Consider the following 21,153-nt stretch of genomic DNA (forward strand, 5'->3'; position numbering starts at 1 on the left):
GGGCACGACCCTGGGCGCCCGATCCCCCGCGCGGCGCGCCGCCGGAGAGCTTCCGGCAGAGTCTATGCGCCCGCCCGCGTCCCGCCGCCCGGAAGGAACCGGGCGGCGGGACCGGGCGGACCGGGCGGGACGGCCGTCAGTCCACCAGCTCGGCGTCGAGGGTGATGGTCGTCCCCGCCAGGGCCTTGCTCACCGGGCAGTTCGCCTTGGCGGTCTCGGCGGCGGTCCGGAACTCCTCGGCCGACAGCCCCGGCACCTGGGCGCGGACCGACAGGACGATGCCGGTGATGCCCTCGCCCGGCTGGAAGGTCACGTCGGCCTTGGTGGCGACCGTCTGCGGCGGGGTGCCCGCCTGCGCCAGGCCGTGCGACAGGGCCATCGAGAAGCAGGCGGAGTGCGCCGCCGCGATCAGCTCCTCGGGCGAGGTCTTGCCGTTCGCCTGCTCGGCCCGGGAGGGCCAGGACACGTCGAACGTGCCCACGCCCGAGGTGTCGAGCGAGACGGTGCCCGAACCGTCGAGGAGGGCGCCCTTCCACTGCGTGGTCGCGGTACGTGTCGTCGCCATGGCGATAGTCCTTTCGATCATGGGTGCTACCCGATCGACCCTACTCCGCGCCGCGGGGGCGGCCGGGCCCCGCCGCCCCCGGAAATCCGGCCCCGTCCGTCGCGGGGCCCGGCGCACGTCCGGCTCAGACCCCGGGGCCGGGGGCGCCGGGCGCGGCCGGCCGTACGGCGGCGCGGTCGATGATCGCGTCCAGGTCCAGGCCCGCCGGGAGCGTGCCGAACGCCCGGCCCCCCTCGCCCGCGAGGCGCGAGGCGCAGAAGGCGTCGGCGACGGCCGCGGGCGCGTGCCGCACCAGCAGCGAGCCCTGCAGCACCAGCGCCATGTCCTCGGCGACGGCGCGGGCGCGCAGCTCCGCCTCCTCCGGGTCGGCGAGGGTCTTGCCCAGCCGTCCGGCCGCCTCGTCCAGGCGCCGGTCGGCCCCGGCGGCGAGCGCCACCTCGGCCAGGAAGGCGTCCAGGGCGTCCGGCTCGCGCCGCAGGGCACGCAGCACGTCCAGTGCGGCCACGTTCCCCGAACCCTCCCAGATGCCGTTCAGCGGCGACTCGCGGAACAGCCGGGGCATCTGCGACTCCTCAACGTAGCCGTTGCCGCCCAGGCACTCCATCGCCTCGGCCGCGTGCGCCGGGCCGCGCTTGCAGACCCAGTACTTCCCGGCCGCCAGCGCCGTACGGCGCAGCGCCGCCTCGGCGGCGTCCCCGGCCACCGCCCGGTCGGTGGCGCCGGCCAGCCGGGTCATCAGCGTGGTCGCGGCCTCCGACTCCAGCGCCAGGTCGGCCAGGACGTTGCGCATCAGCGGCTGGTCGGCCAGCCTCCGGCCGAACGCGGCGCGGTGCGCGGCGTGGTGCACGGCCCGGGTCGCGCCGTACCGCATGCCGGCCGCCGAGCCGATCACGCAGTCGAGCCTGGTCATGTTGACCATCTCCAGGATGGTCCGCACGCCCCGCCCCTCCTCGCCGACCGGCCAGGCGAGCGCGCGGTGGTACTCCACCTCGGCGCTGGCGTTCGACTTGTTGCCCAGCTTGTCCTTCAGCCGCATCAGCCGCATGGCGTTGCGGGCGCCGTCGGGCAGCACACGGGGCAGCAGGAAGCACGTCAGCCCGCCGGGCGCCTGGGCCAGGACCAGGAACGCGTCGCACATCGGGGCGGAGTTGAACCACTTGTGCCCGGTCAGGACGTAGGAGCCGTCGCCCAGGGGTTCGGCGCGGGTGGTGCCGGCGCGCACGTCGGAGCCGCCCTGCTTCTCGGTCATGCCCATCCCGGCGAGCACGCCGCGCTTGCCGAGCGGCGGGCGCAGCCCGAAGTCGTAGTGGCCCGAGGCCAGCAGGGGCTCCCACTCGGCGGCCAGAGCGGGGGAGTGGCGCAGCGCCGGGACCGCGGCGTAGGTCATGGAGATCGGGCAGCCGTGCCCGGCCTCGGCCTGGCTCCAGACGTAGAACCCGGCGGCGCGGGCCACGTGGGAGCCGGGCCGGGCGTCGGCCCACGGGGCGGCGTGCAGGCCGTTCTCCACGGCGACCGTCATCAGCTCGTGCCAGGCGGGATGGAACTCCACCTCGTCGATCCGGTTGCCGTAGCGGTCGTGCGTGCGCAGCACCGGCGGGTGTTCGTTGGCCAGCCGTCCCCACTCGGCGGCCTCCTCGGAGCCGGCGAGCACGCCGAGCCGGCCCAGCCCGCCCGCGGCCCAGCCGGCGCCCTCGCGCGTCACGCCTTCGAGGAGCGCCGGGTCGGCCGAGACGTCGTGGCCGGTGAACGGGGGTGCCTGGTTGAAGACCTCGTGGGTCGCGTCAGGGGTCACGGGTGCCTCCGAGGGTGCCGGACCGGCCCTTTCGCCGGGTCCCGGCATCATCTCAAAGCCCTCGCGCGGCCGGTGCGGCGCGGACCTCCTCGCGGTGCCTCCGCTCGGTCCTCCCGCCTCCCGCCTCCCGAGCGACCGGAGGTCCTCGTGCGACTCAGAGCCCCCGGGCGGCGAGCGCGGCGCGGACCTCCTCGCGGTGCTCCGCCAGGCCGGCCAGGCCCGTGGAGGCCCAGTGGCGCACCTCCTCGTCGGGGTCCCCGGTCATCGAGAGGAGCAGTTCCAGCCCCTCGGCGTGGCCCGGCGGCAGGACGGCGGCCAGCGCGGCCGGGTCGGCCTGGGTACGGGTCCAGCCCTCCGCGGTGATGATCGACAGCACCTCGGGCAGCGCGCGCGGGTCGGCCTGGCCGCCGAGCGCGCCGAGCACCGAGCGCAGCACCCGCTCGTCGCCCTCGGTCACGGCCATCCGCCGCAGGATCGACAGCGTCCGCTCCAGGAACGGCCGGTCGTCCCCGTCTCCGTCCGTGTCCGTCCCCGCCGGGGAGGACCCGTGGTCCCTGTGGGCGCCGAGCTGGGACAGCACGTCGGCGGCGAACTCCCGCCTGCGCGGGTCCTCGCTCACGCACAGCTCCGCCGCCGCCTCGAACGTCTCCTCGTCGGCCCGCCCGCCCAGCGAGTCGGCCACCGTCCACCAGGTCTCGGCCTCCTCGTCGAGGTCCCGGTACGGCAGCGCCCGCTCGACCAGGTCCCCGAACGGCACGCGCTCATCGGTCGCGTCCTCCAGCAGGGTCGCGACGGCCGCGTGGCCGCGCTGGCACACGATCTCGGAGGCCCCGCCGTCCGGCCGCAGCGCCGTGACGGTGACCAGGTCGGTGCCGTCCTCGGCGCGGGCGCGGCTCACCGTGAAGCCCGTGAGGTCCGAGTCCTCGGGCGCCCGCTCGGCGAGCTGCTCCAGCAGCGCGCTCTCCAGGTGGGTGCCGAGCCAGTCGTAGGCGATGGACAGGGGCGTGTCGCCCTCGCCGTCGGCCCGGGTGGGGTCGGCCCCGGCGTCCAGCAGGAGGCGCACCACGCCGAGCGCGCCGCGCCGGGTGGCCAGGGTCAGCGCGGTCTCCCCGCCGTCGTTGGCGTCCTCGGCGGAGGCGCCGGCCGTCAGCAGGGCCCGGACGGTCCCGGCGTGGCCGCCGGCCGCGGCCCACAGCAGGGCGGTCCAGCCGTGGCTCTCCCTGCGGCCGGGGTCGGCCCCCGCGGCCAGCAGCGCCTCCACGGTCTCGGTGCGGCCCCAGGAGGCGGCGCCGCACAGCGGCAGACCTTCGTCCTCGCCTCCGCTGATCCGGTTCGGGTCGGCCCCGGCGTCCAGCAGCGCCCGCACGATCGCCGTGCGACCGCCGGTCGCGGCTTGGTAGAGGGCGGTCGTCTCCCCGGCGTCGTCCGGGTCGGGGGAGGCGCCGCCCCGGAGCAGACGCCCGACCTCCTCGGCGTCGTTCCCGGTCACCGCGTCCAGAAGTTCTGCGTACATCCTCCGGATGATAGGCGCCGGACGCGTTCTCCTGCCGCAGAGGGATCCACGGACCGCCTATATCGCGATATGTTGTGTTTCATGAGTGATCCGGGTGCGATGCGAGTCTCCGACGCCGAGCGGGAGGCCGCGGTCGAGCTGCTCCGCATCGCCTCCGTCGAGGGACGGCTCACCCTCGGAGAGCTGACCGAGCGCACCGAGGCCGCCTATACCGCCGTCACCCACGCCGACCTCGCCGTCCTCACCTCCGATCTTCCCTCGGCGCAGGGCTCCGGGCCCGCCCCGGCCCCGGCCCCCTTCCCGGCTCCGGCGCGGCCGGAGGGCGGCCGGGCGCGGCGCTGGCTCGTGGCCGTCATGAGCGAGTCCAAGCGCCGCGGCAAGTGGCGGATCGACCGGGAGCTGGGCGCGGCCGCGGTGATGGGCGAGGTCGTGATCGACCTGCGCCAGGCCGAGGTCCGCACCGACGTGGTCGACATCATCGCCACCGCGGTCATGGGATCGGTGAAGATCATCGTTCCCGACGGCGTGGACGTCGAGATCGACGGCTTCGCGATCATGGGGGAGAAGAAGGTCCAGGTCATCGAGGCTCCCGAGGGCATGCGGGCGCCGCTCGTCCGGGTGCGGGCCTACGCGCTCATGGGCGAGATCAAGGTGGTCGGCGACTCGCGGGCACGCCCGATCGAGAAGGCGTGGGCGGCCTGGAAGGAGCACTGGCAGCGGGCGTACGGCGAGCTGCCGGAGCGGCCGCGGCCGCCCCTGCCCCCGCACGGATGGGAGGACCGCCGGGAGGACCGGTGGGAGCGTCGTGAGGAGCGGTGGGAGCGCCGCGCCCAGAGGCGCGACGAGCGGCGCGACCGCCGCTACTGAGCCTCCGGCCCGCCCTCGGCGCGGGCTCCGGCCGTGCCGTCCGGCCCGTCCCCGGCGCGGGATTCCGCCATGTCGTCCGGCCCCGAGGGCGAATACCCGTCCGGTGGATCCGGATCCCGGTGGGGATCGCGGGACGTGACCCGGAGGCCGGGGATGGACGGCTCGTCCGCGTGGCCGGGTGTGCCGTTCATTGCGGAGAGTAAAGAATTTTATCACGGTGCGATAAAGACGTTGCCCGGGATTTGAGGGTTTAGTCTGCTCTGACCTGGGGAGACGCATAGAGGCCGTCCTTTTCGCGGGCTTGATCACGTCCGTATCGATGACTAGCGTCACACAGAGTGTCCGGCTGCCGGGTCCGAACGGATGCTTCATCCGCATGCCCGGACTAGCCTGGCTCAGGCTGGGCCCTGATGAGTAGTGGTCACGAACGCGCACGTAGCAGGCACCGACGAGGAGTTCTCCCCGATGACGCACAGCCCCCTGACCCGACGCGACTTCTTCCGGCGCACCGGCGCCGGATTCGCCATCGCCGCGGTTCCCGCCCTGCTCGCGGGCTGCACGGCGGTCGACAACGGCACACCCTCCGGGGGAGGAGGCGGACAGGGGACGCTCGACCGGATCAGAGCCGCGAAGAAGATCAAGGTCGGGTTCGCCAACGAGGCCCCGTACGGCTTCCGCGACAAGCAGGGGAAGCTCACCGGTGAGGCCCCCGAGCTGGCCCGCGCCATCTTCAAGAACCTGGGGGGCGTCGAGCTGGAGCCCGTGCTGGTCGACTCGTTCGGCGCGCTGATCCCCGGCCTGTCCGCCGGCCAGTACGACATCATCGCGGCCGGGATGTCCATCACCCCTCCGCGCTGCGGCCAGATCGCCTTCTCCGACCCCGACCACGCCGGCATGAACGCCTTCATGGTCAAGAAGGGCAACCCCAAGGGGATCACCACGTTCAAGACCGCCGCCTCCTCCGGCGCGACGATCGCGGTGCTGGAGGGTGCCATCGAGCAGGAGTACGCCACCAAGGCCGGTGTGGAGCAGGACCGGATCCGGGTCTTCCAGAAGGCCAACGACGCCGTCCGCGGCCTGTCCGACGGCCGGGTCGACGCCGTCGCGCTCACCGCGATCACCCTGCGGTGGGCGCTGAAGGAGAACCCCTCCTACGCCGGGAGCCTGGAGGTGACCGAGGCGTTCGCGCCCGAGGTCGACGGCAAGGAGCAGTTCGCGGCCGGCGCGTTCGGATTCCGCAAGAACGACGGCGACCTGCTGGCCGCGTTCAACGCCGAGCTGAAGAAACTGCAGGACGGCGGCGGCGTCCTACCGATCGTGGAACCGTTCGGGTTCGGGCAGGCCGAGATCGACAAGGCCAAGGGGCTGACCGCGGCGCAGCTCTGCGCCGCCTGACCGGGTCCCCGTCATGCTCCTGTCCGCAATGGCCGCCGAGCCGGTCCTCGACACGGTCGGCGAGATCTGGCCGTACCTCATGGAAGGGACCTGGGTCACGGTCCAGGTCGCCCTGGGGGCGACGCCGCTCGCCCTGCTGCTGTCCTTCGCCGTCGGGCTGCTGTCGACGTCGCGGCGCCGCTGGATCCGCGGGGCCGCCCGCGGCTACCTGGAGTTCTTCCGCGGCACCTCGGTGATCGTCCAGATGTACTGGATCTTCTTCGCGATGCCCGCGCTCACCGGCTACCGGCTGGACCCGATCCTCGCCGGCGTCCTCGCCGTCGGGCTCAACCTGGGCTCCTACGGGTCGGAGGTCGTCCGGGGCGCGATAGCCGCCGTCCCCCGGGCGCAGTGGGAGGGCGCGCTCGCGCTGAACTTCAGCCCGTGGCAGCGCATGGTCCGGATCATCCTGCCGCAGGCGTGGCGGGGCATGATCCCCCCGCTGAACAACCTGTGGATCGAGCTGATCAAGGCAACCTCCCTGGTCTCGGTGATCTCGGTGTCCGACGTCATCGCGGAGAGCCGGATCCTGCGCAACACCGGATACGACCCCCTCCTGGTGATGAGCCTCGTCATGGTCATCTATCTCGCGCTCGCGATGATCGTCACGCTGGTCATGCGGTTCTTCGAACGCCGCGCCGCCGCCAGGGCCGGCGTCGACGTCCCGCCGCTGTTCGTCAGACGCCGGCGGCCCGCACCGGTGGGAGGCTCCTCGTGAACTGGGACTGGGACTACGCCCTGCGGATCGCCCCGGAGATGCTCAGCCGGGGCCTGGTCGTCACCGCGCAGGCCACCATCGCCGGAGCGGCGCTGGCCTTCGCCCTGGGACTGGTGCTGGCGCTGCTGCTGCGGTCGGAACGGCGCTGGATCGCGACGCCGGTCCGGCTGTTCGTCGAGTTCATCCGCAGCACCCCGCTCGTGGCGCAGCTGTTCTTCGTGTTCTTCGTCTTCCCCAGCGCGCTGGGGATCACGATGTCCGCCCTGACCACCGGCATCCTCGTCCTCGGCGTCCACTACGCGAGCTACACCGCCGAGGTCTACCGGGCCGGCATCGACGGGGTGCCCAAAGGCCAGTGGGAGGCGGCGACCGCCCTGAACCTGCCCCGGTTCCGCGTCTGGACCAGTGTCGTCCTGCCGCAGGCCGTACGGCGGGTCCTGCCGATGCTGGGCAACTACCTGATCGCCGTCTTCAAGGAGACCCCTCAGCTGACGCTGATCACCGTGGTGGACGTCCTGGGCACCGGCCGCATCCTCGCCTCCGGCAGCTACCGCTACCTCGAACCCATCACCATCGCGGGACTGTTCTTCCTGGTCGTGGCGATCCCCGCGTCCATCCTCGTCCGCCGTCTGGAGCGCCGTCTTGCCCAGTGAAACGCACATCGCAGCAGATGAGTGGAAGATCCGCTTCGACAAGGTGGTGAAGCGCTTCGGCTCCCTCACCGTCCTGGACGAACTGGACTTCCACGTCCGCCCGCGCGAGCGGGTCACCCTGATCGGTCCCAGCGGCTCGGGCAAGACGACGATCCTGCGGCTGCTGATGACCCTGGAGAAGCCGACCGGCGGCCTGATCGAGATCAACGGCGAGCCGTTCAGCCACATGAGGAGGAACGGCGGGCTCGTGCCCGCCGACGAGAAGTACCTCCGGCGCGTCCGCTGCAAGATCGGCATGGTCTTCCAGCAGTTCAACCTCTTCCCGCACATGACGGTCATGCGCAACCTCACCGAGGCGCCCGTCCGGGCGCTCGGGCGCTCCCGCGAGGAGGCCGAGGCCAAGGGCGCCGAGCTGCTGGAGCTGGTCGGCCTGGCCGACAAGGCCGACGAGCATCCCCTGCGGCTGTCCGGCGGCCAGCAGCAGCGCGTGGCCATCGCCCGCGCGCTGGCGATGGAGCCGGAGATCCTGCTGCTGGACGAGGTCACCTCCGCCCTCGACCCCGAGCTGGTCGCCGGCGTGCAGTGCCTGCTGCGTGACATCGCCCGCGAGTCCGACCTGACGATCCTGTGCGTGACCCACGAGATGCACTTCGCCAAGGAGTTCTCCGACCGGGTGCTCATGTTCGACCAGGGCCGCATCGTCGAGGACGGCCCTCCCGGGCAGATCTTCGACGACCCTCAGGAGCAGCGCACCCGCGACTTCCTGCAGGCCGTGCTCCAGGCGACCTGACCGGCGCTCCGGACACCGCGCGGCCCGCACCGGCTTGAGGGCGGCGTCCGGGACGGCCCATGCTCAGGCCGGTTCAGGCCCCCGGCCGGTGCCCGTCCTGGTCCGCGCCCGTCCTGATCCGTGTCCGTCCCGGTCCCTTCCGGACCGGGACGGACCCATTTCCGGGAAGATCCATTCCAGGGGCGTGCAACGTCCCGGGACGGCCGGAGCGTAGTGATCGGTGGAAGGTCACCGAGACACCGAGGACGGCGAGTGCGAGACAGAGCCGATTTCGAGCGGTACGTCGAGCAGCGCTCGGCCCGCCTGCTGCAGGCCGCCTACCTGCTGTGCCGCGACTGGGGCACGGCCGAGGACCTGCTGCAGACCGCGCTGGCCAAGGCATGGCTCGCCTGGCGGCGGGTGGGCGACGACCCCGACCCCTACGTCTACCGCATCCTCACCAACACCCACGCCTCCTGGTGGCGGCGCCGCTGGCGGGGCGAGGTGCCCACCGGGGCGCTGCCCGACACGGCGGGGGAGGACCGCACCGGCGAGGTCGGCACGCGCGAGGCCGTACGGCAGGCCCTGGCGGCGCTGCCCGACCGGCAGCGGGCCGTGGTCGTGCTGCGTTACTTCGCCGACCTGCCCGACCCGCGGATCGCCGAGATCCTCGGCTGCTCGGTGGCCACCGTCCGCAGCCAGGCCAGCCGGGCCCTGGCGAAGCTGCGCGTCGATCCCGCGGCGATCGCCGCGACCACCTCAGGGGAGCCGAGTTGACGATCACAGAGCCGGAACTGCGCGAGATCCTGGCGGCCGAGGGCGACGACGGCCACCGCGGGGGCGTGACCGTCGCCGCCGTCGACCGGCGGGTCCGGCGGATCAGACGCCGCCGCGCCGCGGCGCTGGGCGGGACCCTCGCGGCGGGCCTCGCCGCCGTCGCGACGCTCATCCTGCCGGGGACCGGCGCCACCGTCGTCCCCGACGACGTCTGGACCGGCGTCATGGCCCAGCCGACGCCCCGGTACGGCGCCCGCTACGTCGACGATGTCGTTCTAGAGAAGCGGTTCTCCACGATGGGCGAGCGGCTGTCCCTCGACCTGCCCGCGCGGCCGTACGGGACGATGACGCAGGTCGCGGTCCACTGCCCGTTCGGCGCGGAGGTCCTCTACTGGGAGGACGGGAAGTACCGCAACGCCCAGACCTGCCGCGAGGGGCTGGAGGACCGGGAGCGCTCGAAGAGCATGACCATGCTGTTCCCGGAGTCCGAGATCGGGCGGCTGGAGATCGCGGTGGTCCCGCCCGGCTCGGTGCGGCGGCAGGGCCTCCCGTTGGCCGGCGACCGGGACGCCCGGCAGGTCGTCGCGGACGCCCCGAAGACCCGGGCCGACATCAGCGTCACCGTCACGCTCACCCGGACCGAGCCCTGCGACGGCGGCCCCGGCTGCCGCTTCGCCGACGAGATCGGGGTCGGGCCCGTCTGTCCGGGCGCCGTCGTCGTGACGGACCCGCTCGACGGCCGGATCGTCGCGGTGCGCTGCCCCGGGGACGGCCGGGACGGCGCGAAGCCGAGCCCGGGAAGCGGCGGGGACGGCGGCTGAGGCACCGGCCCCTGGTGCCTCGGACTCCGGGATCGCAGGTCTCGGGGCCTCGGGGTACGGGAACCGTCGAGGTTCGCGGGCCCGGCCTCGGCGGGTCCCGGTCTCACCGGGAGGCCAGGCCGAGGTCTCACCGGGAGGTCAGGCCGAGGCGGACGCCGGGCGGCGCCGTACGGCCTCGTCGTAGCGCTCCGCCAGGACGGCCGCGACCTCGGGGGCCGCGCCGAGCACCCCGGCCACGACGGACGCGCCCGCGGCGAGCGAGGCGTCGCGGGTCCGGTCGGCGAAGTGGCCGGGGGCCAGCAGGTAAGGAGCCACCGCCACCCGCGGGGCGCCGGCCGAGAGCAGGCGGCGGACCTCACGCTCCGGGGCGGGCTCGGCCGCCGAGGCGTAGGCGACGCCCACCGACCACCAGCCCCGCAGGCGGGCCCAGTCCGCGGCGACGGCGGCGACCGTCGCGTTGGCCCGCGGGTCGCTGGAGCCCGCCGACACCAGCACCACCGCGGTGTCCGGGTCGCCCGGCTCGACCCCGGCCTCGGCCAGCCGGCGCTCCAGGGCGGTGACCAGCAGCGGGTGCGGCCCCAGCGTGCCGCCGACCCGGGTGCGCAGCGCCGGGCGGCGGGCGGTGATCTCGGCCAGCGAACCGGGGATGTCCACCCGGCTGTGGTAGGCCGCGGTGAGCAGCAGCGGCACCACCACCGCCTCGTCCAGCCCCGACAGCGCCGCGGCGAGCGTCGGGGCGGCGTGGTCGAGGTAGGCGGCGCGCACCGGAAGCTCCGGCCGCTCCCGCCGCAGGAGGCCGAGCAGCTCCTCCACCGTCGCCGCGGCGCGCGGGTCACGCGACCCGTGCGCCACCGCGACCAGCGGCGTGACCGGCGGGGCGCCGGGGCCGGGCGGCGTCAAAGATGCAGCCCGCATTCCGTCTTGCCCATCCCGGCCCAGCGGCCGCTGCGCGGGTCCTCACCGGGGGCGACCTGCCGGGTGCAGGGCGCGCAGCCGATCGAGGGGTAGTCGTCGTAGTGCAGCGGGTTGATCAGCACGCCGTTGTCGGCCATGTAGTTGTCGACGTCGTCCTGCGTCCAGCGGGCGATCGGGTTGATCTTCACCATCTGGCGCTTGGTGTCCCATTCCACGACCCTGACGTCCGAACGGGTGACCGCCTCGTCGCGGCGGATGCCGGACACCCAGGCGAGGTACGGCTCCAGCGCCCGGTTGAGCGGCTCCACCTTGCGCAGGTAGCAGCACAGGTCGGGGTTGCGGCCGAACAGCCGCGGCCCGAGGTCGCGCTCCTGCTCGGCGACCGTACGGGACGGCTTGACGTCGATCACGTTCACGTCGTAGACCTGCCGCACCGCGTCACGGGTGCCGATCGTCTCGGCGAAGTGGTAGCCCGTGTCGATGAACAACACGTCGATCCCCGGCTTCACCCGGCTGACCAGGTCGATCAGCAGGGCGTCGCTCATCGAGGAGGTCAGGCAGAGCCGGTCGCCGAAGGTGGCCGCCGCCCACCGGATGATCTCCAGGGCCGGGGCGTCCTCCAGGAACACGGCCGCGGACTCGGCGATGTCCTGCAGGTCGAACCCGGCCCGCTGCCGGTTCAGGCCGATCTCGATGTCAACGATGCTCACGTTCATCACTCCCAATCCGCCGTGAGGGCCGCCCGTGCCGCTCGCGCCGCACCGGCCACCCCGTTCACCCCGCTCGTCACGCCGTTCGCCGAGCCGTTCGTCGTGCCGTTCGTCGTGCCGTTAGCCGTGCCGTTCATGACGCCGTCCACCGCGCCGGGCCCGCGCCGGCCCGTCCCGCCCGCCGTACCGTCCGCCGTGCCGCGGCCGGTCACGACCGCACCCCGATCCCGAGGAACTTCAGCTTGAAGGCGCGGGCGCACGAGCGGCAGTACCAGCCCCCGTCGCCCTCGTAGGGCTCCAGGTCCTCCTCGCCGCAGTACGGGCAGTGGAAGGGGGCCATCCGCTCGCTCATCGCCGCCCCCTCCCGGAGCCTCGCCGTACGGCGCCGCGTCTCACTTGAGGTCCGCCTCGTCGGCCCGCCGCACCCACTCGGAGAACGTCTCGCCCTCGTCGCGCTGCTTGGTGAAGTTGCGCGCCACGCGCTCGACGTAGTCGGGCAGCTCCGCGGCGGTGGCCTTCAGGCCCCGGACCTTGCGGCCGAAACCGGCGTCGACCCCCAGAGAGCCGCCCAGGTGGATCTGGAAGCCCTCGACCTGCTCGCCCGCGTCGTTGACGACGAGCTGGCCCTTCAGGCCGATGTCGGCGACCTGGATGCGCGCGCAGGAGTTGGGGCAGCCGTTGACGTTGATGGTCAGCGGCTCGGTGAAGTCCGGCAGCCGCCGCTCCAGCTCGTCGATCAGGTCGGACGCGACGGCCTTGGTCTCGACGATCGCCAGCTTGCAGAACTCGATGCCGGTGCACGCCATGGTCTGGCGGCGGAAGGTCGAGGGGTTGACCCGCAGGTCGGCGGCCTCCAGCTCGGCGACGAGGCTGTCCACCCGGTCGGGCGCGACGTCCAGGATGACCATCTTCTGCTCGACCGTGGTGTGCACCCGGTCCGAGCCGTGCCGCTCGGCGATGTCGGCGATCAGGTGCAGCGTGTCGCCGCTGAGCCGGCCGACCCTGGGCGCGAAGCCGACGTAGAAGTTGCCGTCCCTCTGCGGGAAGACGCCCACGTGGTCGCGGCGGCCGCCGCGCGGCGTCTCGGGCGCCGGGCCGTCGGGCAGGGCGTACCCGAGGTACTCCGTCTGCAGGACCTCCCGGAACCTCTCCACGCCCCAGTCGCTCACCAGGAACTTCAGCCGCGCCCGGTGGCGCAGGCGGCGGTAGCCGTAGTCGCGGAAGATGCCGATCACGCCGCCGTAGACCGCCGAGACCTGCTCGGGCGTGACGAAGACGCCCAGCCGCTTGGCCAGCATCGGGTTCGTGGACAGGCCGCCGCCCACCCACAGGTCGTAGCCGGCCTCGCCGCGCTCGTTGACGACGCCGACGAACGCCACGTCGTTGATCTCGTGAACCGTGCAGTGCGCCGGGCAGCCGCTCACCGCGGTCTTGAACTTGCGCGGCAGGTTGGAGTACGCCGGGTCGCCGATGTAGGCGTCGTGGATCTCGCGGATGTGCGGGGTGCCGTCGAGCACCTCCCCGGCGTCGATCCCGGCCAGCGGGCAGCCCAGGATGACGCGCGGGGTGTCGCCGCACGCCTCGGTGGTGGACAGGCCCACCGCCTCCAGCCGCTCCCAGATGTCGGGGACGGACTCGATCTCGATCCAGTGGAGCTGGATGTTCTGCCGGTCGGTGACGTCGGCGGTGCCGCGGCCGTACAGGTTGGAGATGTCGGCGATGGCACGCAGCTGCCGCAGGTCCAGGCGTCCGCCGTCGATGCGGACCCGGAGCATGAAGTAGCGGTCGTCGAGCTCCTCCGGCTCCAGGATCGCGGTCTTGCCGCCGTCGATGCCGGGCCGGCGCTGGGTGTAGAGGCCGTACCAGCGCATCCGGCCCCGCAGGTCGGCGGGGTCGATGGAGTCGAAGCCGTACTTGGAGTAGATGTCGATGATCCGCTGACGGACGTTGAGCCCGTCGTCGTTCTTCTTGTTCTCCTCGTTCTTGTTCAACGGTTCGCGGTAACCGAGAGCCCACTGACCCTCGCCGCGCGGGCGCTTGTGGTGCCGGTTTGCCGGCCTGGCCGGGGTCGTCATGCGCGCGTCCTTCACGATCGATGAGGTGATCTCGGGCACGCGCGGGCGGCGCACCTCCCGCCTCGCCGTCGAGTACGGGGGTCGCTTCGCTTCGAAAGAAGGCTTCGCTTCAGGGAAGAAGGACGCCTGTCGCGCGCCCGCAGCCGGATGGAATCAGCGGTGGGCGTCGGTCAACGGACGTCACAACAGATGGCGCTGCGGACACGCAGGAGGTCGACGTGGCGTCGCACGACGAGCAACGGGTCCGCTGGCATGTCTCTGACGATACCGTGATGGTGGGAGATGTCCAATGTGCGGTCCACACTCTGGACCGCCGCCAGGGCCAACCTTGGCCCGCCGTGGAGCCCCTCGCGGGTCCCGGACGTCATCCCGGCCCGCGACCCGCCTGGTACGGCGCGTGGCTCGCCGGTACGGCGCGCGACCCACCCGGTACGGCGCGCGGTTCGCCCGGTACGGCGCGCGACCCACCCGGTACGGCGCGCGGTTCGCCCGGTACGGCGGGCGCCGCCGCCTCACCCCTGGCGCGGCCAGCCCAGCTCCGACTCCTTGTCCTTCCCGGCCTGCTCGGTGGTCTTGTGCTGGCAGTCGCACCACGAGCCACCCCGGCACTCGTCGTGGCGACGCTCCTTGCACAGGTCGCAGATCATTCTTCCATTGTGCCGTCTTCATCCGGGCGGCCCCGGAATCCCCGGCTCCGGGTCCCGCCGCGCCCCAGGACGGGTCCCGCCGCGCCCCCGGGCGGGGGTCCGGGAAGCGTCCGGGGCGTTTCTCACGGAGCTTTTCCGGGACTCCTCCCCGGAGTCTTTCCGGGGCCCTTCCCCGGGGTCTTCGCGGAGGGACCCAGGGAGGAGTCCGGGACGTACCCGATGGAACCGTCCGGATCCGGCCTGCCATCCTCGAAATATGAGGACCCTGCTCAACGTGATCTGGCTGGTGTTCGCCGGAATCTGGATGGCCGCCGGTTACGTCCTCGCGGGCATCATCTGTTGCGTTCTGATCGTCACGATTCCGTTCGGAACCGTTCCTCGGCGCCCAGCATCACGCGGGGATCGAACCGTACTTCGATTCGCATGGGCGGGAGGAGTCTGAGCGCGGGTAGCGATACTCGTTCCACCTTCGCGAGTGCCGCGTCGAGTTCGGCCCAAACTCCTTGCGACACCCACTCGTTGAAGTACTTTGAGGCGGTACTCGTCGAGCCGTACTCCTCGCGGAGTGTCGGCCAGGAAACGCCGGTCCGGGCCTTGGCGAAGATCGCGTCGACCGAACGCCGTACGCGGCCGCGTCGTCCGGCGGGGAGCAGGTGGGAGACCAGCGCCCACTGCTCATCCGAGAGGTCGGCCGCCGGGACGTTCACTCCGGCCGACTTATACCAGGACTGCACGGTACAGATGTGGCCCCCGGTTCGGACCGGCACCGGCCCCTCGATGAACACCTTCACGTCGAGTAGACGGAGAATCTTGCTCTGCTCCTCCAACCTCATGTCCATCAGCTGATGCTGAACCAGTTTGGCAAGGGACTTGAGGCCGTGGGCCCGGTGCTCCGCCTCCTTGACTTCGGCCAACCAGGCGGCGGCCTCGGCGCGCATCTCCTCCAACTGTCGTAGCTCCTCGTTAAGGGCCACTGTTGCGGCGGCGATGGCGTCTGCAGACTGCTGCTGCTTGGCGGCAGCCACGACCACGGCGGTGATGGACGCCCTCATCGCGTCGATTTGTTGGTCGAGGCCGACGATCCGCTCGGCGTGTGCCGCCTGATCGCCGTCGGACATAGCGACCCGCTCGGTGGCCAGCGCATTCAGCTTCCGCAAGTTGCCGAGCAGGGTGACGACCTTTAACCAGACGTGCTTCTCCACCGCCTCAGCGTCCATGGACGAGCAGTCGCAGACCCCTTGACCGGGCACGGTGTCAGTTTTGCCGCTGCAACGGTAGTTGCGGCGACCGTATGAGAGAGACTCGCGACTGCTGCCGGTGTACGGCGCTGTGCAGCGGCCGATCAGCCGACCCGTGAGCGGGTAAACCGCTCGGTTACGACTGCTGGTCCTCGCACGGGCGGCGACCTTCTGGCGGAGCGCGGCCGCCGCGTTGTCGGACAGGATCCGGGGGAGCGCGATGGTCACTGAATCGCCCCACAGCGGTCTGCCGTCGGCATCGGTCTTGGCGTGCGCGCCGCGAAAGATCAGTTCGGCGTCGAGTACCGCCCGGGACATGACCCGATCGCGGAGGTTGGCCACCGACCACGGACGGCCCGAACGGCAGGTGAACCCTTCAGCGTTGAGCCGGATGGCGGTCTGCCGCAGGTTCAGCCCTTCGATCACCACCATGTCGTGGACGCGCTGCACGAGGGCACGCTCGGCCTCGTCGACGACCAACCGCGATTCGCCCCTGATGCCCTTCGCCTCGATCCGGTAGCCATACGGGGGCCGGCCGCCGATGTGCGGCGAGCCAAGGTCCTCGGCTTTTTCCTGGAGACCGCCCTGGGTGCGTAGCCGGATGTTCTCCCACTCGGTCTCGGCGTAGTCAGCTTCCCGCCGCATCTGCGCCCGGCCTTCAGGAGTGGTGTTGTCGATGTTCCGGTTGGTGATGGCGACGAAGATTCCAATGTCCTCCAACGCCCAGACCCAACGCCAGAAGGCACGACCGATACGGCCGATTCGGTCGCCCCCCTCTACCACGACAAGGTCGAACTCGTTGAGTTTCGCGTGCTCCATCAGCCGGTCGAAGTCCGGGCGTTCACCCATCTCCTTTGAGCCGGAGATGCCCTCATCCTTGTACGTGCCGATGTGGTGCCAACCCTTGTTCGCAATGTGGCGGCTGTTTTTGCGCGCCTGGCTGGCGATGCCGTAGCCGAGCTTCTGCTCCTCGGTGCTCACCCGGAGGTAGTCCACGGCCCTGAGGACCTGCGGCATCGTGGCGTGGGCGACCGTAGCGGTCGCTGTGCATAGACATGTGCTTGGATTTGTCATGTCGACTCCTGGACAGTCGGCCGGCCCCGGGACGGTTGCAGCCGTCGCCGGGGCACTCAATGCGGGCGATGGTATTCGAATTACTCGCGGCTTGCTGCTGCTTCCGGGTGGGCGCGAGGAGTTACGGAGCTGGACCGAGCAGCAGGGGCAGGAGACGGACACACGCGCCTGAGTCCAGATCGATTCCTACGACCACGTCACGGAGATTGTGAGTCGCTGGGTGCCTAGTGCTCTGACTGCGAAGGCTCGCCGGGTTCTGTCTCGGGGTGTCCGCAGTTTGGCTGGTCGAATCTCAGTGGCCGAACGAATGCTTCTGATCTAGCGTCGCAGCATGGTGGATGCGGAGATGCTGGCGTACTACGAGCACGGCCTGGAGCAGAACCGGTTGGCTTCCGGTGGGCGGCAGATCGAATTCTTGCGGGTGTGGGACTTGTTGGAGCGGCATCTGCCGCCGGCGCCTGCACGGGTACTGGACGTTGGAGGTGGTGCTGGCGCCTACGCGTTGCCACTGGCTGCGGCCGGGTACGAGGTGCATTTGATCGATCCGGTGCCGCTGCACATCGAACAGGCCGAGGCGGCCTCTCGAGTCGCCTCCGTTCCGTTGACCAGCGCGGCCGTCGGAGACGCGCGTGCCCTGGAAGCCGCCGCGTGCAGCATGGATGCCGCGCTGCTTCTCGGGCCGCTGTATCACCTGACGAATAGGGACGACCGCATCACGGCCTTGCGGGAGGCCCGGCGGGTGGTGAGGCCGGGCGGTGTCGTCGTGGCGAAGGCTCTGTCCCGGTTCTATCCGCTTTTCGAGGACATCGCCCGGGGAACGCCGATCGGGCCGGGCGGCTCCGAGGAGAACGTCAGGTTCCTCACCGACGGCCAATACCGGAACCCAAGCGGTGACCCGGCGCAGTTCACCACCTCGTTCTTTCACCGGCCGCAGGATCTCACCGAGGAGGTGGAGGAGGCCGGGCTGGAACTGCGTGTGCTCGTCGGTGCCAGCGGCAGTGTCAAGCTACTGCCCGAATTCGCCCAGCGTCTGGAGGAGCCTGAGCAGCGAGAGCGGGTACTGGCCGTACTGCGTCTGCTCGAGACGGAGCCATCGATCCTGGGTATGAGTCAAAATTTCGTTGCCATCACCCAGGTCCCTGTGGAGGGCTGATGTGCCGTAAATGACTCAGGCGGTCTGCCTGAGTGGGCGATTTTCTCCGCGCATGCCCTTCTCGCTACTCATTGAAGGCGAAGGTCCGCTCCGGGCGCCCGGTCAGCGCGTACTCAATCCAGGTCTTGGTGTGCTGGAAGGTGATTCCCCGGCGCGCCGGCAAGGCCCTGAGGACTTTGTGGCCGATGCAGATCGTCCGGCCGGGAAGCGCCTGCAGATAGGCGGTGAGCTTGCGGATCGACCAGCGGGTGAACGGCTGGCCGAGCTTCACCGGTCGCGTGATGGCCGTCTGGGCGACGAAGGCTTCCTCGTCGTCACTGAGCAGGCGGGGACGGTCTCCCGCCCGCTGAGGCTCCGGCAGGTCAGCCCGCTCCCGTTGAAGTGGTGGGATCACATCACGGACGGTGTCTTCATCGGCTTGGACCAGGCGGGCGATGACCGGGACGGTGTTGCGCCCGCGGAGGCTGGCAGCTGCGAAAGACCGTTCGATCGAGTCTGGGGAACCCCTGGTTTCCCGAGCCAGTGTGCTCCCCGGTCCAACCCTGGGGACTGAAGTCCCGACGGCGTCCCGTGATGCACCCCCGGCCCCGGGGGCGCCGTGGACGGGACCCGGCGTGCCCCCGGACCGGGGAGGGGAGACCGCCGGACACGCGCCGGCACCATGGCCGGACGGTTCGTGATCAAGAGGCACTGGGCATACCGTTGTGTGGCATGACGTCCACTGATGCCCAGGCGCACCGGCCGGGGCCGGAGAAGCCCACATCGCGTGGACGCGTGGCCCGGCTGCGGGCCGGGCTGACCTGGCTGCGCGGCACGGGCACCTGGGCCCTCGCCACCGCCACCACCAACGCGGGCATCGCCTACCGCGTCACCGGCCTGGCCGGGGAGGCGGCCTTCTTCGCGCTGCTGTCGCTGCCGCCGTTCACCCTCGGCCTGATCGGCCTGGTCGGCCGGCTCACCGGGATCTTCGGCCCGGAGACGGTGCAGGACGTCCGGGCCTGGATCCAGTCCCAGGCCCACCTGCTGTTCACCGACAACGCCGTGAACACCGTCGTCACCCCGCTCGTCGACGACGTCCTGAATCCGCAGAAACAGGTCCCGCTGATCTCCGTGGGTTTCGTGCTGGCCCTCTGGTCGGGCTCGCGCGCCCTGTTCGTCTACGTGGACCTGATCTCCGTCGCCTACGGCCTCGGAGAGGAGCGCGGCATCATCCGCACCCGCCTGATGTCCTTCGGCCTCTACGTCGCGGGCCTGCTGATCGGGCTGCTGATCATGCCGGTCCTCGTCCTCGGGCCGGTGGTGCTGCACGGCGTCCTGCCCCGCGACTACGCCTCCCTGGTCGACGGCCTCTACTGGCCGGTCGTCGTCATCGGCTCGGTGATCTTCCTGACCCTGCTCTACCACGTGAGCGTCCCGGTGCGGACGCGCTGGTGGCGGGAGCTGCCGGGGGCCCTGCTCGCCCTGATCATCTGGATCGCCTGCGCCGCCGTGCTGCGCGAGGTCCTCGCCGCCTGGTTCTCCCCGGTGTCGGTGTACGGCTCGCTCGCCGCCCCCATCGCGGTGCTGCTGTGGCTCTACATCACGGCGCTGGCCGTCCTCATCGGAGCCACGCTGAACGCCGAGGTGGACCGCCTGTGGCCCGTGGACGGAGCAGGCCGGGCCACTCGCACCGGTCAGTCCGCTATCGTCTGAAGCGCGACTGGCGCATTGGGTGGGAGCGACCACCGGGGAGCGGAAAGCGGAGGGCCGCGCGCCTGGGTCCTCCGCGCGATGTCAATGCCGACAGGGGAGTGAAGGCGCATGAGTTCTCTTTCGAGCGTCGATCCGCAGATCGCCGAGCTCATCAAGGCCGAGGAGCGGCGTCAGGCCGACACCGTCAAGCTGATCGCCTCCGAGAACTACGTCTCCAAGGCGGTTCTCGAGGCCACGGGCACCGTCCTCACCAACAAGTACTCCGAGGGCTACCCCGGCAAGCGGTACTACGAGGGCCAGCAGGTCATCGACCAGATCGAGACCCTCGCCGTCGAGAGGGCCAAGTCCCTGTTCGGCGTCGCCCACGCCAACGTCCAGCCCTACTCCGGCTCGCCCGCCAACCTGGCGATCTACCTCGCCTTCCTCCAGCCGGGCGATACCGTCATGGGCATGGGCCTGCCGTTCGGCGGCCACCTCACCCACGGCTGGTCGGTCTCGGCCACCGGCAAGTGGTTCAACCCGGTCCGCTACGGCGTGCGCCGCGACACCGGCCGCGTCGACATGGACGAGGTCCGCGAGATCGCCCTGCGCGAGCGGCCCAAGCTGATCTTCTGCGGCGGCACCGCCATCCCGCGCACGATCGACTTCCCGGCCTTCGCCGAGATCGCCCGTGAGGTCGGCGCGGTGCTCGCGGCCGACATCGCCCACATCGCCGGCCTGGTGGCCGGCGGCGCCCACCCCTCGCCGGTCGGCCACGCCGACGTCATCTCCACCACCACCCACAAGACGCTGCGCGGCCCGCGCGGCGCGATGCTCATGGCCACCGCCGACGAGCACGCCACCGCGCTGAACAAGGCCGTCTTCCCCGGTCTGCAGGGCGGCCCGCACAACCACACCACCGCGGCGATCGCGGTGGCGCTGAAGGAGGCGGCGACCGACGAGTTCAGGGACTACGCCCGCCAGGTCGTGGTGAACTCCCGGGCGCTGGCCGAGGAGCTCCTGGGCCGCGGTTTCGACCTCGTCTCAGGCGGCACCGACAACCATCTCATCCTGCTGGACCTGACGCCCAAGGGCATCGGCGGCAAGCCCGCCGCCCAGGCGCTGGACCGGGCCGGGCTGGAGACCAACTACAACACCGTGCCGTTCGACCCGCGCAAGCCGTTCGACCCGTCCGGCATCCGGATCGGCACCGCCGGTGTGACCAGCCGCGGCATGGGCGCCGCCGAGATGCGCCAGATCGGCGCCTGGATCGACCAGGTCGTCTCCGCGCTCGCCAAGGACCAGGACGAGGCCGAGAACGTCATCGCCCGCGTGCAGAACGAGGTCAGGGAGCTCACCTCCCGCTTCCCGGCTCCGGGCCTGTAGGTCGCCCGCGCCGCGCCGGCCGGACGTCCTCCCGAAGGTCCCCGGGAGGGGGCACCCGCTCCCTCCCGGGGACCTTCGGCGCTCCCGGCCGTCCCGGCCGCCCCCGGGGGTTCCCGGGCGGGAGACGGACACGCGGGGACGGGACGGAAAAAGGGTTTGCGCCGGGGGGCGGGTTTCGCGGTATGTTCCGTCATGCGGATCGTCCGCGCGACGGAACCGGTGGGTTCCGGTCACGGCGCCGCCCGGGGACGGGCGGCCACGAGCAACGGAGGTGAGGACTATGCGGGCCTTTCTGAGCAGCCTGCCGTCAACCGACCTCCGGGTGCCCGCCTGACCGATCTTGCCGCGGGCGCCCTCTTTCCGCAAAGGGTGTAC

The 21,153-nt window shown here is 71.5% G+C and carries 22 protein-coding genes and 1 riboswitch; of the genes, 11 read left to right on the plus strand and 11 right to left on the minus strand.

From position 1 onward, the window contains the following. Positions 1-136: 136 nt before the first annotated feature. The 3 genes from ACZ6W9_RS30095 to ACZ6W9_RS30105 all read right to left on the minus strand — a co-directional run bounded on the left by ACZ6W9_RS30095 (position 137) and on the right by ACZ6W9_RS30105 (position 3,870). Positions 137-565, minus strand: coding sequence for an OsmC family protein (locus ACZ6W9_RS30095; protein ID WP_362929767.1), 429 nt, complete (start codon positions 563-565; stop codon positions 137-139). A gap of 124 nt (positions 566-689) precedes the next feature. Next, entirely contained in the window at positions 690-2,357 is a 1,668-nt protein-coding gene (locus ACZ6W9_RS30100) for an isovaleryl-CoA dehydrogenase (protein ID WP_389960522.1), read from the minus strand. Positions 2,358-2,511: 154 nt separating this feature from the next. Continuing rightward, entirely contained in the window at positions 2,512-3,870 is a 1,359-nt protein-coding gene (locus ACZ6W9_RS30105) for an ankyrin repeat domain-containing protein (protein WP_389960524.1), read from the minus strand. An 81-nt stretch (positions 3,871-3,951) separates the two neighbouring features. Between ACZ6W9_RS30105 and ACZ6W9_RS30110 the strand changes: the two genes are divergently transcribed. The 7 genes from ACZ6W9_RS30110 (at position 3,952) to ACZ6W9_RS30140 (ending at position 9,909) form a co-directional block, all read left to right on the plus strand. Next, on the plus strand, positions 3,952-4,737 hold the full coding sequence (locus ACZ6W9_RS30110; RefSeq protein WP_470120754.1) for a DUF1707 SHOCT-like domain-containing protein: 786 nt from the start codon (positions 3,952-3,954) through the stop codon (positions 4,735-4,737). 465 nt (positions 4,738-5,202) lie between these two features. Further along, positions 5,203-6,132 carry an ectoine/hydroxyectoine ABC transporter substrate-binding protein EhuB gene (gene ehuB / locus ACZ6W9_RS30115; RefSeq protein ID WP_389960528.1) on the plus strand — a complete coding sequence of 310 codons (930 nt, stop codon included), beginning with the start codon at positions 5,203-5,205 and terminating at the stop codon, positions 6,130-6,132. Positions 6,133-6,145: 13 nt separating this feature from the next. After that, entirely contained in the window at positions 6,146-6,889 is a 744-nt protein-coding gene (ehuC, locus tag ACZ6W9_RS30120) for an ectoine/hydroxyectoine ABC transporter permease subunit EhuC (protein WP_389960530.1), read from the plus strand. Next, positions 6,886-7,542: an ectoine/hydroxyectoine ABC transporter permease subunit EhuD gene (gene ehuD / locus ACZ6W9_RS30125; RefSeq protein WP_389960532.1), complete on the plus strand. Its 657-nt coding sequence runs from the start codon at positions 6,886-6,888 to the stop codon at positions 7,540-7,542. The genes ehuC and ehuD overlap by 4 nt, the downstream gene beginning before the upstream one ends. After that, a complete protein-coding gene (ehuA, locus tag ACZ6W9_RS30130) occupies positions 7,532-8,332 on the plus strand; it encodes an ectoine/hydroxyectoine ABC transporter ATP-binding protein EhuA (RefSeq protein WP_389960534.1) in 801 nt (266 codons plus the stop codon). The genes ehuD and ehuA overlap by 11 nt, the downstream gene beginning before the upstream one ends. Positions 8,333-8,584: 252 nt before the next feature. Continuing rightward, positions 8,585-9,088 carry a SigE family RNA polymerase sigma factor gene (locus ACZ6W9_RS30135; protein WP_362929755.1) on the plus strand — a complete coding sequence of 168 codons (504 nt, stop codon included), beginning with the start codon at positions 8,585-8,587 and terminating at the stop codon, positions 9,086-9,088. Further along, positions 9,085-9,909 (plus strand): hypothetical protein, encoded by an 825-nt coding sequence (locus ACZ6W9_RS30140; RefSeq protein ID WP_389960536.1) that lies wholly within the window; start codon positions 9,085-9,087, stop codon positions 9,907-9,909. Before ACZ6W9_RS30135 ends, ACZ6W9_RS30140 begins: the two co-directional genes overlap by 4 nt. A gap of 138 nt (positions 9,910-10,047) precedes the next feature. Here the strand turns inward: ACZ6W9_RS30140 and ACZ6W9_RS30145 are convergent, their stop codons facing one another. The 6 genes from ACZ6W9_RS30145 to ACZ6W9_RS30170 form a co-directional block, all read right to left on the minus strand. Beyond that, positions 10,048-10,824: a sirohydrochlorin chelatase gene (locus ACZ6W9_RS30145; protein ID WP_389960538.1), complete on the minus strand. Its 777-nt coding sequence runs from the start codon at positions 10,822-10,824 to the stop codon at positions 10,048-10,050. Continuing rightward, positions 10,806-11,534, minus strand: a complete 729-nt coding sequence (locus tag ACZ6W9_RS30150) for a phosphoadenylyl-sulfate reductase (protein ID WP_389960540.1) — start codon at positions 11,532-11,534, stop codon at positions 10,806-10,808. The genes ACZ6W9_RS30145 and ACZ6W9_RS30150 overlap by 19 nt, the downstream gene beginning before the upstream one ends. Before the next feature lie 5 nt (positions 11,535-11,539). After that, on the minus strand, positions 11,540-11,671 hold the full coding sequence (locus tag ACZ6W9_RS30155; RefSeq protein ID WP_470120757.1) for a hypothetical protein: 132 nt from the start codon (positions 11,669-11,671) through the stop codon (positions 11,540-11,542). A gap of 71 nt (positions 11,672-11,742) precedes the next feature. Then, complete coding sequence (locus ACZ6W9_RS30160; protein WP_470120759.1) at positions 11,743-11,886, minus strand: Insertion element protein; 144 nt, start codon at positions 11,884-11,886, stop codon at positions 11,743-11,745. A 40-nt stretch (positions 11,887-11,926) separates the two neighbouring features. After that, the gene (locus ACZ6W9_RS30165; RefSeq protein ID WP_389960544.1) at positions 11,927-13,609 is read right to left on the minus strand and encodes a nitrite/sulfite reductase; all 1,683 of its coding nucleotides are present in this window, start codon (positions 13,607-13,609) and stop codon (positions 11,927-11,929) included. A 512-nt stretch (positions 13,610-14,121) separates the two neighbouring features. Continuing rightward, positions 14,122-14,256 (minus strand): hypothetical protein, encoded by a 135-nt coding sequence (locus ACZ6W9_RS30170; protein ID WP_362929743.1) that lies wholly within the window; start codon positions 14,254-14,256, stop codon positions 14,122-14,124. A gap of 256 nt (positions 14,257-14,512) precedes the next feature. Here ACZ6W9_RS30170 and ACZ6W9_RS30175 point away from each other — a divergent pair, with 256 nt between their 5' ends. After that, positions 14,513-14,698, plus strand: a complete 186-nt coding sequence (locus tag ACZ6W9_RS30175; RefSeq protein WP_389960548.1) for a YccF domain-containing protein — start codon at positions 14,513-14,515, stop codon at positions 14,696-14,698. Here the strand turns inward: ACZ6W9_RS30175 and ACZ6W9_RS30180 are convergent. Then, a complete protein-coding gene (locus ACZ6W9_RS30180; protein WP_389960550.1) occupies positions 14,610-16,568 on the minus strand; it encodes a recombinase family protein in 1,959 nt (652 codons plus the stop codon). The genes ACZ6W9_RS30175 and ACZ6W9_RS30180 overlap by 89 nt on opposite strands. 331 nt (positions 16,569-16,899) lie before the next feature. Between ACZ6W9_RS30180 and ACZ6W9_RS30185 the strand changes: the two genes are divergently transcribed. Continuing rightward, positions 16,900-17,721 carry a class I SAM-dependent methyltransferase gene (locus tag ACZ6W9_RS30185; RefSeq protein WP_389960552.1) on the plus strand — a complete coding sequence of 274 codons (822 nt, stop codon included), beginning with the start codon at positions 16,900-16,902 and terminating at the stop codon, positions 17,719-17,721. A 64-nt stretch (positions 17,722-17,785) separates the two neighbouring features. Here the strand turns inward: ACZ6W9_RS30185 and ACZ6W9_RS30190 are convergent, their stop codons facing one another. Then, positions 17,786-18,115 (minus strand): hypothetical protein, encoded by a 330-nt coding sequence (locus ACZ6W9_RS30190; protein ID WP_389960554.1) that lies wholly within the window; start codon positions 18,113-18,115, stop codon positions 17,786-17,788. Between the two features lie 317 nt (positions 18,116-18,432). Between ACZ6W9_RS30190 and ACZ6W9_RS30195 the strand changes: the two genes are divergently transcribed. Together ACZ6W9_RS30195 and glyA are read left to right on the plus strand one after the other, a co-directional pair. After that, complete coding sequence (locus ACZ6W9_RS30195; protein WP_389960556.1) at positions 18,433-19,413, plus strand: YihY/virulence factor BrkB family protein; 981 nt, start codon at positions 18,433-18,435, stop codon at positions 19,411-19,413. Continuing rightward, a riboswitch (ZMP/ZTP riboswitch) is annotated at positions 19,407-19,488 on the plus strand. It overlaps the preceding gene by 7 nt. 33 nt (positions 19,489-19,521) lie before the next feature. Beyond that, complete coding sequence (glyA, locus tag ACZ6W9_RS30200; protein WP_389960558.1) at positions 19,522-20,778, plus strand: serine hydroxymethyltransferase; 1,257 nt, start codon at positions 19,522-19,524, stop codon at positions 20,776-20,778. Positions 20,779-21,153 lie beyond the last annotated feature (375 nt).

The organism is Streptosporangium sp. NPDC053982, assembly GCF_055585205.1.